Raw genomic sequence first — 22636 nt, forward strand, 5'->3', positions numbered from 1 at the left:
CAAAGGCAAGGCGCGGATGCCAGCGCAAAGGCAAACACCCCGACCGGCACCGCATGCAGCACGAAGGCAAAACGCGGATGCCAGCGCAAACACAAGCAAACCACCCAGCGTCGCAGACAAAAAAAATCAGAACACCTTCACCGGCACATTCACCACCAGCCGATACTCCATATTATCCGGGTCCGAATAGTGCGCTGTCGACTTATGATACATCGCGATAAACGTGATCTTCGTATCCTTGAACCGCCCGCTTTGCAGCGTATAGCTCGGAATAAAGCCGATCTCATGGTGCGTGCCATGCACATACTCGCCATTCCGCGTATACGGCCCGATAGCATTTGACGCCGCGCCAGCCGAAGCATCCGCGCCCCAGCCCGTCACACCCCACAGCATCGCCTTGAAGCCAGGCAAGCCGGCATATTTGCCATCAAACGTATACCGCAACTGGAACGACTTTTCATGCGGCGCGTTGTAGTCAACGTCCATCGAGTTCACGAGATAAATACCGTTGGTCTCGTTCACATAATCGAAGAACTGGTCACCAAGAATCTGCTGATACCCGAGCAACACCTGATGCGGACCATGCTGCGCCGACAGCGACAGGCTATACGCATTGTTGTTGATATGCCCTTGCAGCGCCGAACCCGTCTGATGTGTCGAGTAGATGTTCGCGAGGCCCGCCCACTTGACAGTGTTCACATCGCCGATCGAATGCGAGATCGCCGCGTAGAACTGATTCCACACGTCTTCCGCCTGGTCCGCATACAGCGTGACCGTACCGTTGGGCGAATAGTCCCAGTTGCCGCCGAAGTAGGACAGACGCTTGAACGTCGTGCCGCCGTACGATGTCGTCAGGTCTACGAGGTTCGTGTGGCCGCGCGGGTCGACCTTCGTGAAGCTGCCCGCTTGCAGCGTGACGTTATGGATATCGTTGCTCACGGCCGACACGCCGAGGAACGTCGGCGGCAACGCGCGGTTGTCATGCGGTTCCATGAACGGGTTGTTGTCGACGATCTGCAAGCCATACTTGACGACCGTCTCGGAGATGCGCCCCTTGATGTCGTACATGCCCGGGTACGCCCACGCGAGCTGGTCGGAGCCGCCGCCGCCCTTCGCTACGTGAACCATGTTGCCCGCGCCGTTGCCGCCGTCGAGCTTGAGCGCAGCAAACAGCGACGCGTCGAAGCCAAGTCCCACCGGCCCCTGGGTAAAGCCCGATTCGAAGTTCGCCTGCATGCCCTGAACCCACGCGTGACGGTGCGGGCCGCCTTCGTTGTCGAACTGGTCGGCGTAGTTGCGGAACAGCAGGTTCAGATGGCTGTCGGCGATCAGGCCTTTGCTCTTCGCCTGGCTCGACAACGGCGCGGTCGGCGTCACGGCCTGGTCGGCTTCGGCGTTCACGAGCGCGTTGTTGGTTTCGGGCTGCACCTCAGCGACATTCGGTGTGTGTTTCAGCTTCGGTTTGGCCGGCGCCGTGGGCGATGCCGGCGCAGCCTGAGCGACGGCTGCGCTTGCTGCGGCAGGTACGGCAGGCGCAACGGCATCGTCGGCCAGCGCGGCCGTGGCGATCGTCAGTGCCGGCAGGCCCACTGCCAGCAATGCGAACTTCGATGCTCCTGATGTGGATCGTTGGGTTGTCATTGCAGTTCCATTTTTTCTAGTTGATGAAACAGCGGCGCGGCGGTCGGCCGTGCCACACTTTCTCGCCCGTTCCCGCCGTCGCGCGAACGAACGCCTCCCTCGGCGCAGCGGCTAGCTGCGTCGTGGAAAAAGGTTTGCGTGAAGCTAAAGGGTTGTCAGGTCATGACGGCGCGTATGCAGGCGACCTGCGTGTGACCGATGCCCGTTGCGCTCGTAACCGGCCGCTCGTTCGCGCAGGCATCGATTGCATCCGGGCAGCGCGTGCGGAACGCGCAGCCCGAAGGCGGCGTGAGCGGCGACGGAATCTCGCCGCGCAACAACACATGCTTGCGCGCGCGCTCGGCAGCCGGGTCGGGCAGCGGCACGGCAGACAGCAGCGCTCGCGTGTACGGATGCTGCGGCTCGCGATAGACATCGCGCTTGTCGCCGAACTCCATCACGCGGCCCAGGTACATCACGAGCACGCGCTGGCTGATCGCCTTCACGACGGCCAGATCGTGCGCGACGAACAGCAGCGACAGCGACAGTTCGCGCTGCAGGTCGCGCAGCAGATTGACGATCTGCGCCTGAATCGACACATCGAGTGCCGACACCGGCTCGTCGCAGATCACCAGTTGCGGCTCGCCGATCAACGCGCGCGCGATGCCCACGCGCTGGCACTGGCCGCCCGAGAATTCGTGCGGATAACGGCGCAGATGATGGTGGCTCAAGCCGACGCGTTCGAGCATCGTCCGCACGCGTACGCGTATCTCCTCGCGGCCGAGTTGCGGCTGATGCGTTTTCAGCGGCTCCGCGACGATCTGTTCGATCGTCATGCGCGGGTCGAGCGATGCGAGTGGATCCTGAAAAATCATCTGCACGTCGCGGCGAATCTGTGTGGTATCGCGTGACGCGCCTTTCACCGACTCGCGTCCTTTCCACTGCACGCTGCCCGAAGTCACCGGCGTCAGGCCGATGATCGCGCGCGCGAGCGTCGATTTCCCGCAACCGGATTCTCCGACGAGGCCCACCGTCTCGCCACGACGTACGTCAAACGACACACCGTCGACGGCGCGCAGCGTCGCCTTCTTCGACCACGGATAGCCGCCCTGCGCGATGCCGAAATGCACGCTGAGGTTGTCGACCTTGAGTAGGGTTTCCTGGGCGCTCATAGCACCTCCGCGATAGCCTGGACGGGACGATGGCACGCGCGCAGCGCATGGATTTCACCTTCGATTGGGTCGAGCGACGGACGCGCCGCGCGGCATCGCTCTTCGGCGTACGTGCAGCGCGGTGCGAACGCACAGCCTTGCGTCGCCATGCCCGGCAACGGCGGATTGCCCGGGATGGTTTGCAGCGGCTGGTCGTCGTCGTCGGTGAGTCGCGGCAGCGCGTTCAGCAGGCCGATCGTGTACGGATGCGTCGGCGCAGCGAAGAGTTGCTGCGCGGGCGCCTGTTCGACCGTTTGCCCCGCGTACATCACCATCACGTCGTCGCACAGGCCGGCCACTACGCCCATGTCGTGCGTGATCAGGATGATCGCGGTGCCGCGCTCGCGGTTCAGCTCGCGCAGCAGTTCGATGATCTGCGCCTGCACGGTGACGTCGAGCGCCGTGGTCGGTTCGTCGGCGATCAGGATTTCGGGTTCCGACAACAGCGCCATCGCGATCATCACGCGCTGGCGCATGCCACCCGAGAACTCGTGCGGATACATGCCGATACGGCGCGCGGCATCGGGAATGCGCACGCGTTCGAGCGTTTCGATCGCGCGCTGCTTCGCCTCGCGGCGCGACAGCTTGCGATGCAGTTGCAGTGTCTCCGTCATCTGCCGCTCGATCGTCAGGAACGGATTGAGCGACGTCATCGGGTCCTGAAAGATCATGCCGATGCGGTCGCCCCGAATGCGGTTCAGCGCAGCATCGTTCATCGTCAGCAGGTTCGTGCCGTTGTAGAGCGCTTCGCCGCTGACCTTGCCGTTCTTCGCGAGCAGGCCGAGCAGCGCCATCACAGTCTGACTCTTGCCCGAGCCCGATTCGCCCACGATGCCGAGTGTCTTGCCTTTATCGAGCGAGAACGACACGCGCTGCACGGCGTCGACGGGCGCGCCGTCGCGGCGCGAGAAGCGCACGCTTAAATCTTTGACTTCGAGTAGTGCCATCTCAGCGGTCCTTCGGATCGAGTGCATCGCGCAGGCCGTCGCCGACGAAGCTCACGGCATAGAGCGTCGCGCACAGCATGAGGGCAGGGCACAGCAGCAGCCACGGCGTCGATTCGAGCTTCTGCGCGCCGTCCTGGATCAGCACGCCCCAGCTCGTCATCGGTTCCTGCACGCCGAGGCCGAGAAACGACAGCACCGATTCCGTCAGCACGATGCCAGGTACCGTGACCGTCGCATAGACGACCACCACGCCGATCAGGTTCGGCACGATGTGACGCGTGATAATCGAACGCGAATCGACGCCGATCGCTTTCGCTGCGTCGATGAATTCACGCGAGCGCAACGACAACGTTTGACCACGCACGACGCGCGCCATATCGAGCCACGAAAACGCGCTGATGGTCAGCACGACCAGATAGAACGCGCGGCCAAAGAGCGTCATCATCAGGATCGCGATCAGCATGTAGGGGATCGCGTACATCATGTCGACGATGCGCATCATCACGGCATCGACGCGTCCGCCCAGATAGCCCGCCGTCGCGCCCCACGCAACGCCGATCAGTCCCGACACGAGCGTGCCGAGCAAACCGACTTCGAGCGACACGCGCCCGCCGACCAGCGTGCGCACCAGCAGGTCGCGGCCGAGTTCGTCGGTGCCGAACCAGTGCATGTTGTCGAGCGTGGGCGCGAGGCTGATCGCGGACCAGTCGCTGTCGATCGCATTGTTCGGCGACAGCAGCGGCCCGACGAAGCACGCGAGCATGATGACGACGAGCAGCAGCAGCGCGACGAACGCCGCGCGATTGCGCACGAAGCGGCGCGCGGCCGTCGCCAGCGGGCTGCGCGAAGGCGGCGCGTCGACGACGGTCATTGAAACAGGTGGCATTCTCATCGGGTTCAATAGCGGATACGCGGATCGAGCCATGCGTACGCAAGGTCGACGAGCAGGTTGAACAGGACGGCGACGGCTGTCGTCAACACGACGAGGCCGAGCACCAGCGTGTAGTCGCGGTTGATCGCGCCGTTGACGACGAGCTGGCCGATACCCGGCAGCGCGAACACCGATTCGGTGACGACAGCCGCGGTGATCGACGAAATGCACACCGAGCCGAGCAACGACACGACGGGCATCAGCGCGGGCTTCATCGCGTGGCGCAGGACAATCGTGCGCGCGGGCAGACCCTTCGCCCGCGCGGTGCGGATGAAGTTGCCCGACAGCACTTCGATCATGCTGCCGCGCATCACGCGGGCGATCAGCGCGACGTTGATGATCGTCAGGAGCGCGATGGGCAGCACGCGATAACGCCACTCGCCTTCGCCCCAGCCGCCCGCGGGCAGCCAGCCGTGGCCGTCCGCGGTCTTGAGCAGAATGGCGAACATCCACACCAGCAACGGGCCGAGCACGAACGGCGGCACGACGTTGCCGATATTGCCGAGCACCATCACCGCGTGATCGATCACGCTATCGCGGCGCACGGCGGCAATCGTGCCGAGCGTGACGCCGATCACCACGGCGATCGGCACCGACACGCCGCCGACGCCGAGACTCACGGGCAGCGCCTTCAACACGAGATCGGTGACGGACCAGTCGGCGTAGCGGAACGACAGGCCGAGGTCGCCGTGCAGCAGTGCCCACAGATAGTGCAGATACTGCTTCCACAGCGGCTCGTCGAGGTGATAGCGCGCGTTCAGGTTCGCGAGCGTGGCGTCCGACAGATGCTTCTCGGTATCGAACGGGCCGCCCGGCGTGAGATGCAGCAGCAAATAGCATGCGGTGATCACGGCGAGTATCGTCGGGATCGCCCACAGCGTGCGGCGCAACGTGTATGCAAGCATGAGTGCGGTTCCTGCTGTTTAGTGCTTGAGCAAGTACAGGTCTTGCGACGCACGCATGTCGAGATAGTTGGTCGATGCGTAGCCGCCGACGTACGGCTTCACGAGACGCGCCGCCGAGTACTGGAACAGCGGGATCATCGGATAGTCATTCATCGCGAGGTCATGCGCCTGCGAGAGCAGCGTGGTGCGCTGCTTGTCGTCAGTCTGCTGGTTGGCCTGATCGATCAGCGCGTCGACCTTCGGGTTGCAGTAATGCTGGTCGTTCTGCACGCTGCCGCAGCGGATCAGGTCGAAATATGACATCGCATCGTTGTAGTCGACAAACCAGCCGTCGCGCGACGCCTGCACCTTGCCGTCGTGACGCTGCTTGAGCAGCACCTTGTACTCGACGTTCTCCAGTTTCGCCGTGACGCCGAGCTTGGTGCGCCATTCCGACGTGACGAAGAGGGCAACCTTCTTGTGCAGATCGTTCGTGTTGTACGTGAAGGTGAACGTGAGCGGCTTTGCATCCGAGTAGCCGGCTTCCTTCAGCAGGTTGCGCGCGTATTCGATGCGTTTGGCCATCGGCCACGATGCCCATTCCGGCTTGAAGACGGCGGCGCCTTCCGTGCCCTTCGAGATCAGGCCGTACATCGGCAGTTCGCCGCTCGACGTGAGCTTCGACGTCAGCAGCTCGCGATCGACCACCATCGACAGCGCCTGGCGCACGCGCTTGTCCTTGAAGACGGGGTCGTCGTTGTTGAGGCTGTAGTAATACGTTGCGATCTGCAGGCCCTTCTGCAACTGCTGGCCGAACTGCTTGTCGACCTGGTTGTAGATGCCCGACGGAATCGTGTACGTGTAGTCGAACTGCCCGGCCTGATACATGCGCATTGCCGTTTCGTCGCTTTCGATGGGCAGATACGTGACCTTCGAGATCGCGACCTTCGGCGCGTTCCAGTAGTTGCCGTTCTTGTTGATGACGAGGCGGTTGTTCGGCTGCCAGTCGGTCAGCGCAAACGCGCCGTTGCCGACGAAGTTCGCCGGGCGCGTCCAGTCGTTGCCGAACTTGGTCACGACTGCCTTGTCGACGGGGGCCATCGTCGCCATCGCCGTCAGTTGCGGGAAGAATGCAGCGGGCACGTCGGTCTTCACTTCGAGCGTGTACGGATCGACGGCGCGCGCGCCGAGGCTCGTCACGGGCGCCTTGCCCGCGATGATCTCCTTTGCGTTCTTCACGAACTCGACGAGCACCGTGTACTTCGAACCCGTCTTCGGATCGACGACGCGCTGCCACGCATACACGAAGTCCGCTGCCGTGACGGGCTGGCCGTTGCTCCACTTCGCATCGTGACGCAGCTTGAAGACCCAGGTGTCGGGCGCGGTGCGCGTCCACGACTGCGCGACGCCAGGCACGATCGCGCCCGATGCGTCGATGCGCGTCAAGCCTTCGAACAGATCGAGGCCGATCGTGTTGCCCGTCCATGATTCGATATGCGCGGGGTCGAGCGATTCGGTTTCGGCGGGAACCTGACGGGTCAGTTCCTGGCTCGCGGCGAGCGTGGCGCCCGAGGGGACCGTGACGGCCGATGCGTGTTGCTGAAATGTGAGGACGAGCGCGGCCAGCGCCGTCGTGTAAACGAACGGTGTTTTCATGGTTGGATTCGCAGAAAGAGTCGGGAGAGAAACGCAAGCGGCGCGGACGCCGCTAACGGTTATCCGCGTGAGAAGGCCGAGGCGGCGCTTGTTCGGTGTACGACATGCAGGATTCCTTACAATTATTATTACAGGCATCCTACAGCGGATTTGAGTGCGCTCCCCGACTTGCGGAAGCGCTTCCAACCAGGATCGAATGCCTGCCTTCTAAAACAATCTCGGCGTACCTACCCACACGACGACCGATTCCTTGCGGGCCGTGTTGGCCCAGCTATGCGGCACCGTCGATTCGTAATGCGCGCTGTCTCCGGCGCGCAGCACGAAGGTCTTGCCTTCCAGCGTCAACGACACTTGCCCTTCGATGACATAGATGAACTCTTCACCGGCATGTGTCGTGACTTCGGAACGCTTTTGCCCGGGTGGCATCCTCACAAGGATGGCTTCCAACTGACGGCCCCCCGACAGGTTGGTCATCCGGGCAAACAGGTTCGCCGAGTCAGCGAAACCAAAAAACTTCAACTCGTTTGCGCGACACACCGAGCGCTCTTCGCTTGGCGTATCGACGAAATACTGCACCTTCACTCCCAACGCATTCGCAATGCCTGCCAGCGACGTGATGGACGGCGACGCGAGACCGCGCTCGACCTGCGACAGGAACGGCTTCGAAATGCCTGCTGCTGTCGCTGTTTCGTCAAGCGTACGCTTCAGCCTTTGCCTCAGCGCGCGGATCTTGCTCCCCAGTGCAAGTGCCGTGTCTTTCTCAAGTGTCGTGACCATAACAAAACCAAATTAGTCCGTCAAAATTAGTTTGATATAAGCAAATGTTGTTTGATGACGTGCTGCTCTTTCCCGCCGAGCCTTGCGTAGCTTGACAACTCTTCCATGCCGTTCACGCAGATCCGATCTTTTCGAGAAAGTACTCTATGTTGCCAGATCGCAAAGCTCACTTATTGGATTTGCGTTAGAAGACCGGTAATGCATTGAGACGGATCGTGCGTGGGTGGCGCGCATCTCAGTGAATTCCCGAAGCGACAAGTCGCGTTTCGATGCGCACAATCGCAACCTCGCGCGGGTTGGCCTGGCCGGGCTGATCCGCCTGCACTCCCGTTTGCAGCGATCCTGCGACGGCGTTTTGATCGGTACGTCCTGACCGGACTGCCACCGACGAATGAAGGTGAACATCCATGTCGATTTCTTTCGCAGTCTTTCCGCATCCATCCTGCATATCCAGCACGCGTATTTCGATGCAGCCGCCGAAGCGGTCCGCTCGCGCGATGCTTTATCATTGAGTCTTTCGTCACGCGCTGTTCGCGTTGACGGCCTCCCGCTGAAGTCCTGGTTGTTCCGTTTTCGACGCGGACCGCGCTGTCCGATGCTCGTATCGCACTACACCGTCGCACGATGCCTCTTTGCGCATCGGCCACGGCAAGTGATCGACGATCTCCAGTTTTTCCAGCTTCGCCACGTGGCATTGCGTCCGCTCGACGCATGCGCGCGCGGCTGCTATCGCGTAAATAAGAGGAAAGCATGAAATCACCCGTATCCCAGACCCGGTCGTTTTCGACGGTCTTTCTCATTGAGATGTGGGAGCGCTTCGGCTACTACGGCATGGCGGCGCTGCTTGTGCTGTTTATGATCGATCGGCTCGGCTTTGACGACAGCCGCGCGACGCTCACGTGGGGCGCGTTCGCGGCGCTCGTGTATGCGTCGCCGTCGATCGGCGGCTGGATTGGCGACAAGATTCTCGGCGCGCGCCGCTCGATGATTTTCGGCGCACTGGTGCTCGCGGCTGGCTACCTGATGCTCGCGCTGCCGAACGACAGCCTCGAGTTCATGTATGCGTCGCTGGGCGTGATCGTGGTTGGCAATGGGCTGTTCAAGTCGAACGCCGCGAACCTGGTGCGGCGCATTTACGAAGGCGACGATGCGCGCATCGACAGCGCGTTCACGATCTACTACATGGCGGTGAACATCGGCTCGACGGTGTCGATGCTGGCGACGCCGTGGATCAAGGATCACTGGGGCTGGCACACGGCGTTCGCCGTCTGTTGCGGCGGCATGTTGATCGCTGTGGTGAACTACTTCCTGATGTTCCGCACGCTGTCGCACGTTGGTTCCGCGCCGGATGCCGAACCGATCCGCTGGAAGCGCGTGCTGGCTGTCGCGATTGGTGGGATCGCGCTCGGCACGGCGACGACGTTCGTGTTGCAGCACAAGGCGATTGCCGTTGCATGCGTGTACACGGCGGGTGTCGCGATTCTGGCGATCTTTGCGTACATGCTGCTCAGCTGCGAGCGGTCGGAGCGCTCGGGCTTGCTGGCAGCGCTGATTCTGACGCTGCAGGTGATTCTGTTCTTCGTGTTCTATCAGCAGATGTCGACGTCGCTGACGTTGTTCGCGCTGCGTAATGTCGATCCGACGTTCTCGCTGTTCGGCGCGCATCTGTTTACGTGGAGTGCTGCGCAGTTCCAGGCGCTGAATCCGATCTGGATCATGCTGCTGAGCCCGCTTCTTGCGATGCTGTATACGAAGCTCGCGAAGAGCGGCAAGGACGTGCCGGTTGCGGCGAAGTATGCGTTTGGTTTTGCCGTTGTTGCGGCGGGGTTCTTCGTTTATGCGTGGAGCGGCAGCTTTGCCGTCAATGGACGCGTTTCGTCGTGGTGGATGGTGGGCGGTTATGGTCTGTACTCGCTCGGCGAACTGCTGGTGAGCGGGCTCGGGCTCGCGATGATCGCGCGATATGTGCCGGCGCGGATGAGCGGTTTTATGATGGGCGCTTATTTTGTTGCTACGGGCGTGTCGCAGTATCTGGGCAGTGTGGTTGCCAATCTGGCGAAGATGCCGGCTGGGGATCTCGATCCTTTGATCTCTTTGCCGCTGTATACGAAGCTCTTTGCTGAGCTCGGGTGGCTGGCTGCTGTTGGGGCGGTTGTTGCTATCTTGTTGCTGCCGCTGATGGGGCGCCTTTCGCGGGCGCATCAGCAGTGCGCTGTGCAAGCGCGCAGCGGTGAGGGCGTGGCGGCGTCGGTGCAGTAAGGTTTTTTTGCCCCTTCGGGGCGGAGCGGTCTTTCAAGGCGTGCCTTTTTGGGTGCGCCTTTTTCTTTTGGTGTTGTGGGGGTGTGCTTTCGCTGGTATTCGCGGTTGTGCCTTCGCGGCGTGGGTGTAGGTCTTGGTTTCGGGTTTGGTTTGCTTGTGTTTTCGCTGGCGTCCGCGATTCGTTAGCTTGCTTCAAGCGTCGCCCCTGTGCGGGGCGGCACCTACTTTTCTTTGCCGCCGCAAAGAAAAGTAGGCAAAAGAAAGCGGCTAACACCGCCAGTTCTTGTTCCTGCCTGAGGGCCCCCGAAGGTTCTTACGCTTCACGCGGCAACCACGTGACCCACATTCGTTGCCAACGCTCTTGCGCTGCGCCTCACCCGCTTCATATGTCCGCGTTACAGCACGCCTTGCCAGGTAGTCCACCGCCGCCCAGGTGGCAAACTGTGTGTAGGCCGTAGTGCCTCGCACGCCTCACTTCGAACCGATAGCGCGCGCCTCCATGTAAGAGCGCCGAGCTATACGCCGCGACAACCTACACACAGTTTGCCACCTGGGCTGCACATACCATTCGCTGCCGCTTGCCCGAGTACGGGTATTCGAAGCGGGTGAGACGTTCATTTGAAGCGTTGGCAACGCACGCAAACAAAGACACCGCCGTGTGAAGCGTAAGACCCTGTGGGGGCCCTCAGGCAAGAAGAAATGTTGGCGGTGTTAGCCGCTTTCTTTTGCCTACTTTTCTTTGCGGCGGCAAAGAAAAGTAGGTGCCGCCCCGCACAGGGGCGACGCTTGAAGCACGAAGGCAATACGCGGATGCCAGCGAAAACACGAACAAACCAAAACCAAGACCAACGCCTGCGCCGCGAAGGCACAACCACAGATGCCCGCGCAAAGTAAAAAAACCAAACCGCTTCCGCAGCAAACACCTCAAGTGCGAACGCACAAACAAACCCACCAAACGGCAACGCGCACGCTAAGCTAACAACAAGCTCGCCGCAGGCAAAAACCAAACCAGCACCAAAACTGAAATGGAAATCCACCTATCCGTAGAGGGCCGCCACGACCTGGCGGGGCAAATCTACCGACAACTGCGCGCAGGGATAATCGAAGGCCGCCTGGCAGGCGGCACCCAACTGCCTTCGACCCGCGATCTCGCGACGCAACTCGGCGTCTCCCGCAAAACGACGCTCGACGTCTTCGAGCGCCTGCTCGCCGAGGGCTTCCTGCATGCGCGTCCCGGCTCGGGCACCTTCGTCGCCGCAGGTTTACAGCGGCTGCCCGCCGAAAAACCAGCACATGCACGTGCCGCCCATGACGCGAAAACGGCCCACAGTTCCAGCGCCCGCGCTCAACCGGTATGGCACACCGTCCCCGAGGTACTCAGCCCGCAAACGACGCCCGGCACACCGTACGACTTCATCGGCGGCATTACCGACAAGTCCCATTTCCCTTTCGACGTCTGGCGCCGATGCGTGAACCACGCGCTTCGCGTGCAGTCGCGCGGACGCGGCACGTATCGCGATGCCGCCGGCGAACAGGAATTGCGGCTCGCGATCTCGCGCTATCTCGCGTTTAATCGCGCCGTCGCAAGCAACTGGGAGGACGTCATCGTGACGCAGGGCGCGCAGCATGCGCTCGACCTCATCGCGCGCGTCACGCTGCGCCCCGGCGACGTCGCCGCTATCGAAGACCCCGGCTATCCTCCCGCGCGCGCGTGCCTCACGGCCGTGGGCGCGAAGGTGGTAGCCGTGCCCGTCGATGCCGAAGGCCTGATCGTGAGCAAGCTGCCGAAGCACGCGCGGCTCGTTTACGTGACGCCGTCGCATCAGTTTCCGCTCGGCATGCCGATGAGTCTCGCGCGGCGCGTCGAGCTGCTCGAATGGGCACAACAGCGCGACGCCGTCATCATCGAGGACGACTATGACTGCGAATACCGCTTCGAAGGACGGCCGATGGAGCCGCTGAAGAGCCTCGACCGCACGGGCCTCGTCGCGTACGTGGGAACGTTTTCAAAGACGATCTTCCCCGAGCTGCGCGTCGGTTACATGGTGCCGCCCGCGTCGCTCTTCGACACGCTGTGCAAGGCGCGGCAGATTGGCGACTGGCATGGTTGCTCGCTGACGCAGACCGCGCTTTCCAGTTTCATGCTGAACGGTGACTTCGCCAAGCACCTGAAGCGGATGCACAAGCTTTACGCAGCGCGCCGCGCAAGCCTGCTTGCGCATCTGCAGGGCGACCTCGCTCGCTGGTTCGAGCCCATCGTGCCGACGGCGGGTATCCATATGGCTGCGTTGCTGAAGGCGCCGCTCACGGAGGCGGCCGTGATCGAAGCGGCGCGCGACGAATCGATCGCACTGCATGGGCTCGCGCCTTTCTATGTGCGGGCAACGCCGCAACCAGGGCTTGTATTTGGCTATGGCGGCATCGAGGCTGAACAGATCGACACCGCGCTTGCGACGCTCGCGAAGCTGCTGCCGCGTGTCGAATCAAGGACTTGAGCGTGCTTTTGAGGGATCGCGCTTGCCGTCCTGTCAGGCGTCCCCGACGCTTGCGCGCGTAACGCACGCTCGATTTCGTCATTGAGACTGGGGTCTTGCTGTGAGGCGCCGGGTTTTACGATTCGTGCTGGACAGGTGCGGCGAAATCGCCTGGTGATCGCGTTTACCCCTTAAAAACAGGCTCGAAATGCGCGAGGTAGTCAGCGCCGCGCAACAAACCGTAACCGTTATACACAAAAGATTCGCGCAGAACGCAAAAGCGCTTGTAGAATCCGGCGTTGAAGCGTGTGCATATCGCGTGCGCTTCTCGCAATCAATGACCCTTAGAGGTAGGAGAAATATGGCGACTTCCGCAAAAAAGGTAGCGGCTAAGAAGGCTGCTACGGTTCCGACCAAGAAGGTTGCTGCAAAGAAAGCTGCTGCTCCCGCAAAGAAAGTTACGGCTAAGAAGGTCGCCGTGAAGGCGCCCGGCGTTTCGTCGCCGATCAAGGACACCTTCACGAAGGCCTCGCTGGCTGCACACGTTGCGGAGCGTGCGGGCGTCGAACCGAAGTCGGCGAAGGCAGTTCTGGCTGCACTCGAAGACACGATCCTCGGTTCGGTCCACAAGAAGGGCGCTGGCGAATTCACGCTGTCGGGTCTTCTGAAGATCGTCGTTCAGACCGTTCCGGCGAAGAAGAAGCGCTTCGGCAAGGACCCGTTCACGGGTCAGGAGCGTTGGTTCCCGGCGAAGCCGGCAAGCGTGCGGGTCAAGGCACGTGCGTTGAAGAAGCTGAAGGACGCAGCAGCGTAAAAGTTGATGCGCTTCGATGGCGGCGTGAGCCGCTGTCGTTGTGGTTGCTTTGTCGCGGTCCCCGCATGCGGAAGTGTGTGGGGATTTTTTTTTGTCTGCGACGCTGGGGGTGGGGTTGCTCTTTGCTTTTGCTTTTGCTTTTGCTTTTGCGCTGGCAGCTGAGTGTGCTACTTCGCGGCGCGGGCGGTTTTGTTTGCTGTTTTGGCCTCTGCGCTGGCACCCCCGGTTTGACTCCGTGGCGCGGCGGGTTTGGTTTGTTCTAGCCTTTGCGCTGGCATCCGCGCGTTGCCTTCGTGCTTCAAGCGTCGCCCCTGTGCGGGGCGGCACCTACTTTTCTTTGCCGCCGCAAAGAAAAGTAGGCAAAAGAAAGCGGCTCACACCGCCAACATTTCTTCTTGCCTGAGGGCCCCCAAAGGTTCTTACACTTCACACGGCAATCACGTGACTCTTGCTCGTTACCAGCGCTCTGAATGAACGCCTCACCCGCTTCACGCGCCCGCGTCGCAACATGCCGTGCCAGCTATTCCACCGCCGCCCAGGTGGCAAACTGTGTGTAGGCCGTAGAGCCTCGCATGCCTCACTTCGGACCGATAGCGCAGGCGTTCCACCCTGTAAGAGCGCAACCCTGTACGACGCGACAACCTACACACAGTTTGCCACCTGGGCGGCACATACCATTCGCTGCCGCTGGCCTTTGTACGGGAGTTTGAAGCAGGTGAGGCGTTTATTCGAAGAGTTGGCAACACGCGCCAACAGAGACGTTGCCGTGTGAAGCGTAAGACCCGTTGGGGGCCCTCAGGCAAAAACAAAAATTGGCGGTGTGAGCCGCTTTCTTTTGCCTACTTTTCTTTGCGGCGGCAAAGAAAAGTAGGTGCCGCCCCGCACAGGGGCGACGCGTGAAGCACGCTAACAAAACGCGGATGCCAGCGAACACACAAGCAAACGAAACCGACCGCGCCACGCGGCCAAACCGTGGATGCTAGCGAAAAGACATGCCGCCCCGCACAGGGGCAACGCATGAAGCACGAAGGCAACACGCGGATGCCAGCGCAAACCCCAAAAACTAACCTGGCCGCGCCACGGAGCCAAACCGCCGATGCAAGCAAAAAGACATGCCGCCCTGCACAAGGGCAGCGCGTGGAGAGGAAACTCATAACGCGGATGGATGACAGGGACAGGCAACCCACTTCCCGCGCCGCGAGCCAAAACCGAGCCAAACCAAAACCAAACCAATCCCCAAACCAGGGCCCGCGCCAGCGCCCTTAACGCACCGTGTGCGCAACAACACGCACCGGAGTAGCGCATCCTCCCCCTCCGCGCTACGATGACAGCGACAATCGAGCGCCATCGCAGTGCGCGTTCCCAGTGCATCCACCGCGCGCAGCGCACAAATCCCGAATGGCATAACGCTTGCTTGATCGAGATTGAAAAACCGAATGCGCAGCGCATTCGCCTTCTATCCGACAAAAAGAGTGGGGCGTAACATGCGATGCTTTGACGAGATGCGTCAGTTCGATGACGCCGTGCGGCCGCACTATCAGCGGTTCGAACGCTGGCTCGTGCAGCAAGGCAGTGAGGCAATCGTGAGAAAGCGGGCCGAAGCCGATCTGCTGTTTCGCCGCGTCGGCATCACGTTCGCCGTCAACGGCGATCTGTCAGGCACGGAGCGGCTCATCCCGTTCGATCTGATCCCGCGCATCATCCCGCGCGGCGAATGGCAAACGCTCGAAGCCGGCCTCAGGCAGCGCGTCCAGGCGCTCAACCTCTTCATCCACGACGTCTATCACGACCGCAACATCGTCCGCGCCGGCATCGTGCCCGCCGATCAGGTCTACACCAACGCGCAATACCGGCCGGAAATGCAGGGCGTCGACGTGCCGCTCGCCGTCTATGCGCATATCGCAGGCGTCGACGTCGTGCGCGCCGGTGAGAGCGGCGAGTTCTACGTGCTCGAAGACAATCTGCGCGTGCCGTCGGGCGTGTCGTACATGCTCGAAAACCGCAAGATGATGATGCGGCTCTTCCCCGAGCTGTTCGTGCAGAACCGCATCGCGCCCGTCGCCCACTATCCCGATCTGCTGCTCGACACGCTGCGCTCGGTGGCGCCCGAAGGCGTCGACGATCCCGTCGTCGTCGTGCTGACGCCCGGCATGTACAACTCCGCCTACTTCGAGCACACCTTCCTCGCGCAGCAGATGGGCGTCGAACTGGTGGAAGGCAAGGACCTGTTCGTCGACGACAACTACGTGTTCATGCGCACCACGCAAGGGCCGCGGCGCGTGGATGTGATCTATCGGCGGGTTGACGACGACTTTCTCGATCCGCTCGCGTTCCGCCCGGATTCGGCGCTCGGCGTGCCGGGGCTGCTGACGGCGTATCGCGCGGGGCGCGTCGCGCTGGCGAACGCGATGGGCACAGGCATCGCCGACGACAAGTCGATCTATCCGTACGTGCCCGACATGATCGAGTTCTATCTGGGCGAAAAGCCGATCCTGAACAACGTGCCGACCTACCAGTGCCGCAAGCCCGACGACCTCGCCTACACGCTCGCGCATCTGCCCGAGCTCGTCGTCAAGGAAGTGCATGGCGCAGGCGGTTACGGGATGCTCGTCGGGCCGGCGTCGACGTCCGCGGAAATCGAGGCGTTCCGCCAGCGGCTGATCGAAAAGCCCGCCGGCTACATCGCGCAGCCGACGCTCGCGCTGTCCGCCTGCCCGACCTTCGTCGAAGCGGGCATCGCGCCGCGCCATATCGATTTGCGCCCCTTCGTCCTGTCGGGCAAAACGGTGACGATGTGCGCGGGCGGCCTCACGCGCGTCGCGTTGCAGGAGGGCTCGCTGGTCGTCAACTCGTCGCAGGGAGGCGGCACGAAAGACACCTGGATGGTCGACTGACCACGTCCGAACGATGTTCCGAAGCGCCCGCATCGCGCGATGCGGGCGCAAAGCCGACAAACCACGGGCAACCCGGCGCGCTTCGCGTCACACGGCGACGAGAGCGCGTCCAATCAATACGGAAAGCCGACATGCTGAGCCGCACTGCCGATCATCTGTTCTGGATGGCCCGTTACATGGAGCGCGCCGAGAATACCGCGCGCATGCTCGACATCAACCTGAAGGCGCAACTGCTGCCGCAGACGCCCGAACAGGAGGAGCGCACGCAGCGCTCGGTGCTGCGCATCTCCGAGCTGGAGCATGCGTTCGCGCAGCGCTACGACGAGCCGACCCGCGAAAACGTGCTCGATTTCATGGTGGCCGACCCGACCAACCCGTCGAGCATTCATTCGTGTCTGCAGGCAGCCCGCGAAAACGCGCGCGCGGTGCGCGGCACGCTGACCACCGAATGGTGGGAAACGATCAACGATACGTGGCTCGAATTCAACGAGCGCACCGCGCACGGCGAGGTGTCGAACAACCTGTCGGCTTTGTTCGAATGGGTGAAGTTCCGCTCGCATCTGTCGCGCGGCGTGACGATCGGCACCGCGTTGCAGGACGACGCATTCTTCTTCACGCAGCTCGGCACCTTTCTCGAACGCGCGGACAACACGGCGCGCATTCTCGACGTGCGCTTCGCCGACGCCGAGCCGAACTCGCGCGAGGCTGCCCGCCAGCTCGAAGACTTCTATTACTGGACGTCGATTCTGAGTTCGGTGTCGGCGCTGGAGATCTACCGCAAGGTGTATCGCGATGTCGTGACGCCGGCGCGTGTGGTCGAACTGATGATCCTGAATTCGCAGATGCCGCGCTCGCTGCTGGCGTCCCTCGATGGCGTCTGCGAAAACCTCGCGATGCTGCGCACGCAGGGCTCGAATCAATGCGAGCGCTTTGCGGGCAAGCTGCGCGCCGAGCTGCTTTACTCGGATATCCGGCAGATTTTCGAAACCGGTCTGCACGCGTGGCTCACGCAGTTTCTCGCCCGCGTGTTCGAACTCGGCAACATGGTCGCGCGCACGTACCTGATGCTGCCCGTTGCCTGATGGAGTGCCCTCAATGTATCTGACGATCCGCCACGACACCTCTTACCGCTACGAATCGACGGTCCATTACTCGATCCAGCAACTGCGCCTTACGCCGTCGAGCGGTGCTTCACAGATCGTGCGGCGCTGGACGCTCGATGCGCCCGGCAAGCTCGACTCGACCTTCGACGCCTACGGCAACGTGCTGCATACGCTCGTGCTCAACAAGCAGCACGACGAGATTCGTGTGCATGTATCAGGCGAAGTCGACACGTTTGCCTTGGTCGACGGCCGGCTCGGCGACGATGCGGGTGCGATTCCGCTCGAGCACTTCACCTGCGCGACACGGCTGACCGACTGCGATCCCGCGATTCGCGAACTGGCGGCGTCCGTGCCGTCGCTCGACAAGCCGGCCGCGCTAATCGCGCTGGCGGAGAAGATCATCGATCGCGTGCAGTTCGAGACAGGCGCGACTGGTGTGACGAGCACGGCGTCGCAGGCGCTCGCGCTCGGCAAGGGTGTCTGCCAGGACCACGCGCATCTGATGCTCGCGTGCTGCCGCGCGCGCGGCATTCCGGCGCGCTATGTGAGCGGCTATATCGAACCGGGCGACGTCGAGCATGCGGCGAGTCACGCGTGGGTCGATGTGTGGCTCACGGGCATCGGCTGGATTTCCGTCGATGTCACGCACGCCGCATTCGCCAGCGAGATGTATTGCCGGCTCGCGGCGGCGCGCGACTATGAAGCGGCGTCGCCCGTGCGCGGACGGCGGATCGGCGGACTGGAAGAGACGCTCGATGTATCCGTTGCAGTGAAGGCGCAGGAGCAGTCGCCGCAATAGGAGACGCAACGCAACACCTGGGTTTTCTCGGGCACGCATCGGCTGCAGCATGCCAGGCGCGCGCATTACAATGGCAGCGTCCCGCGGCGCTGCCCGCGGCCTGTGCCTTTTTCCGGCTCGCCCAACCGTTCGTTCGGGGCGGCCGTCTGGATTCCTGTCATGACTTACTGTGTGGCGATGTGCGTCGATGAAGGGCTCGTGTTCCTGTCGGATACACGCACCAATGCCGGCGTCGATCACATCAGCACCGCGCGCAAGATGTCGGTGTTCGAAGTGCCCGGCGAACGCATGCTGGTGCTGCTCGGCGCGGGCAATCTGTCGCTCACGCAGGCCGTGCTGCAAGAGTTGTCCGAGCCTACTGGGCCTTCCGCTTCGTCGAAGCCCACGCTCTGGACCGTGCAGACGATGGCCGATGCCGCGCGCGTGGTCGGCCAGGCAGTGCGCGACGTACACCTGCGCGAGGCGAATGCGCTGCAGGAATTCGGCGTCGACTTCAATTGCAGCTTCATTCTCGGCGGACAGATCCGTGAGCACGCGGAGGGCGGCAATGGCGCCGGGCAACCGAGGCCGCGCCTCTTCATGATCTATGCGGCGGGCAATTTCATCGAATCGTCGCGCGTGAACCCGTACTTTCAGATCGGCGAGTCGAAGTATGGCAAGCCGATCATCGACCGCGTGCTGATCCCATCCACGCCGCTCGACGAGGCCGCCAAGTGCGCGCTGATCTCGATGGATTCGACGCTGCGCTCGAACCTCTCGGTCGGGCTGCCGCTCGATCTGCTCGTCTATGAGAAAGATTCGCTGAAGGTGACGCGCTTCGTCTCGATCGATCAGGACAATGCCTACTACCAGATGATCCATCGCACGTGGGGCGAACGGCTTCGGCAGGTGTTCGGCGAGATTCCCGATCCGGACTGGCAAGTCACGGGCGACGTGCCGCAGAACGGGCATGTCGGAGAGATGGTGCTGTATCGGCCACCGGGCGAGTTGCACGCGGATGCAGAGCGCGGCACGCCGGCTGTCGACGCACGGCCCGCGCAGACTCTGGCGCAAGCCGACAAGCCTAAAACACGCGGCTGATCACGCTGACGCAGCGCGCCTGCTTCCGGGCGCATCCACTTTTTCCACTGGGGCAATGAAAAAAGCCAGCGTTGGCTTGCGCCGCGGCTGGCTTCAGAGTACGGCTCGACGTCTCGAGCCGTGCGTCATATTGTTCTATTAGAACTTGTGACGGATACCCAGGCTGATGATCTCTTGCGAGCTCGAGCCTGCTTGTGCGCCGTACGAGCCAACCGATGCGCCCGCGTCGACGATGGCACCAGTGCTTGCGTCGCGCTGATGGCCGCTTGCCTTCTGGTAAGCACCGATCAGGTACAGGTCGGTACGCTTCGACAGGTTGTAGTCGCCGCCCAGCGAAACCTGGTTGTAGCTTGCCGATGCGTCGCCAGAACCGTGCGTGTACGTGTAGCCCAGACCGACCAGCATTGCCGGCGTGATCTGGTAGCCAGCGAACGCGCCAGCAACCTGGTACTTCTGCTGCGACGCGAAGCCCGAGAATGCGTCCGGCTTGTACTGCGCGAAGCTGTAACGCAGGTTGAACGTGAACGGACCCGTGACATACTGGCCAGCGACCGACGTGATGTCGATTTGCTTGGCCGACTGGTACGCGCCGTTGATGTTCGAGCCATCAAACGTACCGCCCGACGTCACGCCCGCGTTCCACGTGCCACCCTGGTTGACACCCGGGACGACGCCGCGGCTTGCCAGCGTGTTCCCGTTTTCCATGCGGAAGTAGCCAGCTGCAACGCTGAACGGACCGCCGCTCCACGTTGCTGCGCCTGCCCACGATTGGCCTGCACCCGTTGCGCCAGCGACGCCGCCGAGAGCGTACATGCCTTCGAACTGGAAGCCGCTCCACACCGGCGAAACGTACTTGATAGCGTTGTTCGTACGCGAGCTGTTGTCGTTGTTGTCAACGTCGCCCGGCGTCGTGAACGTGCTGCCGAAGTAGTTGTCAGCCGTCAGCGGCTGGACCAGGTCGACCAGCGGGTCGTACTGGCGACCCAACGTGACCGTACCGTACGCGTCGTGCGTCAAACCGACGTATGCCTGGCGGCCGAACAGCTTCGTGCCCGTGCCGTACGAGCCCATCTTGCCGTTGTTCGGGTTGAAGCCGCTTTCCAACTGGAAGATCGCCTTCAGGCCACCGCCCAGGTCTTCCGTACCCTTCATGCCCCAGCGGCTACCTTGCAGGTTGCCCGCTGCGAGCTGCCACAGGTTGTCATTAGCCGTGTTGGCGTTGTGAATGTACTGGATCGAGTCATCGATCAAGCCATAAAGCGTCACGCTGCTCTGTGCATGTGCTGCGCCTGCAGCGCCGAGCAGTGCCAGCGAGAGCGTCGACAGTGCGATTCGTTTCATCCATTTCTCCACGCAGATGATTGGTTTTCGTTGTTGCGAAACGGAGAATAGCGCAGTGTCTCTAAGTGTAAGAACTGAAAAAAATTAAGGTGTATCGAAAAACCGACAGCCCGGTAGAACCCTTGTATCGTAAGCTTGCCAACGATTGTTTCTGTTTCAGCAATATTGAATCTTTGTCTGCGGATTATTGTTCTTTTTATGACAGTGATCGATAGCATCGGTACGATTTACGTCATCAGGCGCATGTTTCGTGTAAGAAAGTTGTCTAGTCGACTGCGGAAATTTCCGCTTCCACATTAAGAAGTCATAAGGCCTGCGAGCGTTCAGCTTGACGTTTCGGGTGGACAGTTCCGGGCGGATGTGATCGCGGCCGGCCAGCGCTGTTGAAGTGGACGCTTAACGGCTGGTGTTATCGGAAGGCGGCGTTTCCGCGTCGTTCGATGCGTTGCGGCGCCGGGCGAACGCGACGACGGCCATTGCAGTGCTCGCCGCGATCAGCATCGACTCCCACGGATGCCGCCGGACGTAACGGTCCGCCGCGACGGCTCTGCGTCTTGCTTCGACGATCGTCGAAGCAGCGGCGCGCGTTGCCTGCGTTTCGGCCTTGATGACAGTCTTGCCGATCGACACGGCCTTGCCGATGCCGGCGTCATGCTTTGCCAGCAATCGCGTTGCCATGGAAGGACGCGGTGTCGGCGGCGTGACGGTTGAAGACTGCAGCGGATCGCTCACTGGACCGCGTCGCGCGTCTGTCGCCACCGTCGATGCCGCCAGCACGGATGCCAGCATCGCACGGCTGCCCGGCGGCGGGGCGGGCGCGAGTCCCCACGCGCCGCGCGGATCGTGCATGCGGCCACGCGCGGCGGCGAACTCCGCGCCGAGCAGCAACACGACCGCCGAGAAGTACAGCCACATTAGCAGCACCGCCAGCGAGCCGGCCGCGCCGAACGAATTGGCCATGCCGGCGTGCGCGAGATAGAGCGCGAAGAGCTTTTTGCCCGCCGAGAAGAGTGCAGCCGCCACCGTCCCGCCGACCAATGCGTCGCGCCAGCGCACGGGCGCATCGGGCAGAAACTTGAGCAGCGCGGCGAACGCGACCGCGAGCACCATCCAGCCGACGGCCAATTGCAGCAGATTGCCGATCACCACATACGGCGAGTCGCCCCAGATCCAGTTGCCGACAAACGTGATCGCCGTGTCGAGCACCAGTGACACGATCAGCAGGAACGCCACGCCGAGCACGAGGCCGAACGAGATCAGCCGCACGCGCACCAGCGCGAACACGCTCGACGCGCGCGGCGCTACCGACGGCCACACAATATTGAGCGCGCTATTCAACGACGAAAAGGTCGCGGACGCGCCCACGGCCAGCAGGACGAACGAGATGATCGCAGCGATGCCGCCCGCGCCGCCGCTGCGATGTGCGTTCTGCACGATCGTCGTGACGGCGGCGGCGGCATCGTTGCCGAGCACGCTATGCACCTGTCTGAACAATTCGCCGCGCGCGGCTTCAGCGCCGAAGAACCAGCCGGAGATCGCGATCACCATCACGAGCGTCGGCGCAAGCGAGAACGCCGCATAGAACGCGATGCCCGCCGCCATCGCCGCGCAGCGGTTCTCGGAGAACTGCCGCAACGCGCCGGCAGCCCACGACGCCTGCTTCTTCGCGACCGTTTGCAGCTTGTCGGCGGACAGTGAATCGAGTTCCATGACGGTCCTTCATGACGAGGGTTGATACGCCGGACACACAACGCATGGCATCGCGGATTCATCGCGCATTGACGTGCGCCGGGGCATGCAACTGACAATCGTATTACGCAAGCGTCATGCCCATCTACCTATGCGA

Annotated in this window: 17 protein-coding genes; 7 read left to right on the plus strand and 10 right to left on the minus strand. The window is 62.1% G+C overall.

Features of this window, described 5'->3' with window-relative positions; all coding sequences use genetic code 11:
• Window positions 1-126: 126 nt before the first annotated feature.
• The 8 genes from BLT65_RS36945 to BLT65_RS46765 form a co-directional block, all read right to left on the minus strand.
• Window positions 127-1641 carry an OprD family outer membrane porin gene (locus BLT65_RS36945; protein ID WP_007743731.1) on the minus strand — a complete coding sequence of 505 codons (1515 nt, stop codon included), beginning with the start codon at window positions 1639-1641 and terminating at the stop codon, window positions 127-129.
• Between the two features lie 155 nt (window positions 1642-1796).
• The gene (locus tag BLT65_RS36950) at window positions 1797-2792 is read right to left on the minus strand and encodes an ABC transporter ATP-binding protein (protein WP_091787693.1); all 996 of its coding nucleotides are present in this window, start codon (window positions 2790-2792) and stop codon (window positions 1797-1799) included.
• Window positions 2789-3778 (minus strand): ABC transporter ATP-binding protein, encoded by a 990-nt coding sequence (locus BLT65_RS36955; RefSeq protein WP_091787695.1) that lies wholly within the window; start codon window positions 3776-3778, stop codon window positions 2789-2791. The genes BLT65_RS36950 and BLT65_RS36955 overlap by 4 nt, the downstream gene beginning before the upstream one ends.
• 1 nt (window position 3779) lies before the next feature.
• Window positions 3780-4664 carry an ABC transporter permease gene (locus tag BLT65_RS36960; RefSeq protein WP_167306608.1) on the minus strand — a complete coding sequence of 295 codons (885 nt, stop codon included), beginning with the start codon at window positions 4662-4664 and terminating at the stop codon, window positions 3780-3782.
• Between the two features lie 11 nt (window positions 4665-4675).
• Window positions 4676-5614 (minus strand): ABC transporter permease subunit, encoded by a 939-nt coding sequence (locus tag BLT65_RS36965; protein ID WP_091787701.1) that lies wholly within the window; start codon window positions 5612-5614, stop codon window positions 4676-4678.
• 18 nt (window positions 5615-5632) lie between these two features.
• Window positions 5633-7249: a peptide ABC transporter substrate-binding protein gene (locus tag BLT65_RS36970; RefSeq protein WP_091787703.1), complete on the minus strand. Its 1617-nt coding sequence runs from the start codon at window positions 7247-7249 to the stop codon at window positions 5633-5635.
• Window positions 7250-7456: 207 nt separating this feature from the next.
• Window positions 7457-8026 (minus strand): cupin domain-containing protein, encoded by a 570-nt coding sequence (locus BLT65_RS36975; protein ID WP_007743723.1) that lies wholly within the window; start codon window positions 8024-8026, stop codon window positions 7457-7459.
• 235 nt (window positions 8027-8261) lie between these two features.
• Window positions 8262-8483 carry a hypothetical protein gene (locus BLT65_RS46765; protein ID WP_143036629.1) on the minus strand — a complete coding sequence of 74 codons (222 nt, stop codon included), beginning with the start codon at window positions 8481-8483 and terminating at the stop codon, window positions 8262-8264.
• A gap of 293 nt (window positions 8484-8776) precedes the next feature.
• On the opposite strand from BLT65_RS46765, the gene BLT65_RS36985 reads away from it, so the two are divergent.
• The 7 genes from BLT65_RS36985 (at window position 8777) to BLT65_RS37015 (ending at window position 19449) form a co-directional block, all read left to right on the plus strand.
• Complete coding sequence (locus BLT65_RS36985; RefSeq protein ID WP_091787710.1) at window positions 8777-10285, plus strand: peptide MFS transporter; 1509 nt, start codon at window positions 8777-8779, stop codon at window positions 10283-10285.
• Window positions 10286-11310: 1025 nt separating this feature from the next.
• Window positions 11311-12780 (plus strand): MocR-like pyridoxine biosynthesis transcription factor PdxR, encoded by a 1470-nt coding sequence (gene pdxR / locus BLT65_RS36990; protein ID WP_091787713.1) that lies wholly within the window; start codon window positions 11311-11313, stop codon window positions 12778-12780.
• Between the two features lie 340 nt (window positions 12781-13120).
• On the plus strand, window positions 13121-13573 hold the full coding sequence (locus BLT65_RS36995) for an HU family DNA-binding protein (protein WP_042316219.1): 453 nt from the start codon (window positions 13121-13123) through the stop codon (window positions 13571-13573).
• A 1484-nt stretch (window positions 13574-15057) separates the two neighbouring features.
• Window positions 15058-16467: a circularly permuted type 2 ATP-grasp protein gene (locus BLT65_RS37000; RefSeq protein ID WP_091787916.1), complete on the plus strand. Its 1410-nt coding sequence runs from the start codon at window positions 15058-15060 to the stop codon at window positions 16465-16467.
• A gap of 131 nt (window positions 16468-16598) precedes the next feature.
• Window positions 16599-17549: an alpha-E domain-containing protein gene (locus tag BLT65_RS37005; RefSeq protein WP_042316213.1), complete on the plus strand. Its 951-nt coding sequence runs from the start codon at window positions 16599-16601 to the stop codon at window positions 17547-17549.
• 13 nt (window positions 17550-17562) lie between these two features.
• Window positions 17563-18369 (plus strand): transglutaminase family protein, encoded by an 807-nt coding sequence (locus BLT65_RS37010; RefSeq protein ID WP_091787716.1) that lies wholly within the window; start codon window positions 17563-17565, stop codon window positions 18367-18369.
• A 159-nt stretch (window positions 18370-18528) separates the two neighbouring features.
• A complete protein-coding gene (locus BLT65_RS37015; protein WP_091787719.1) occupies window positions 18529-19449 on the plus strand; it encodes a proteasome-type protease in 921 nt (306 codons plus the stop codon).
• A gap of 138 nt (window positions 19450-19587) precedes the next feature.
• Here BLT65_RS37015 and BLT65_RS37020 read toward each other — a convergent pair whose 3' ends face one another.
• Window positions 19588-20790: a porin gene (locus BLT65_RS37020; protein ID WP_091787722.1), complete on the minus strand. Its 1203-nt coding sequence runs from the start codon at window positions 20788-20790 to the stop codon at window positions 19588-19590.
• A gap of 396 nt (window positions 20791-21186) precedes the next feature.
• A complete protein-coding gene (locus BLT65_RS37025) occupies window positions 21187-22500 on the minus strand; it encodes a YihY/virulence factor BrkB family protein (RefSeq protein WP_091787726.1) in 1314 nt (437 codons plus the stop codon).
• Window positions 22501-22636 lie beyond the last annotated feature (136 nt).

Source organism: Paraburkholderia steynii (assembly GCF_900100565.1).
Classification (GTDB): Bacteria; Pseudomonadota; Gammaproteobacteria; order Burkholderiales; family Burkholderiaceae; genus Paraburkholderia; species Paraburkholderia terrae.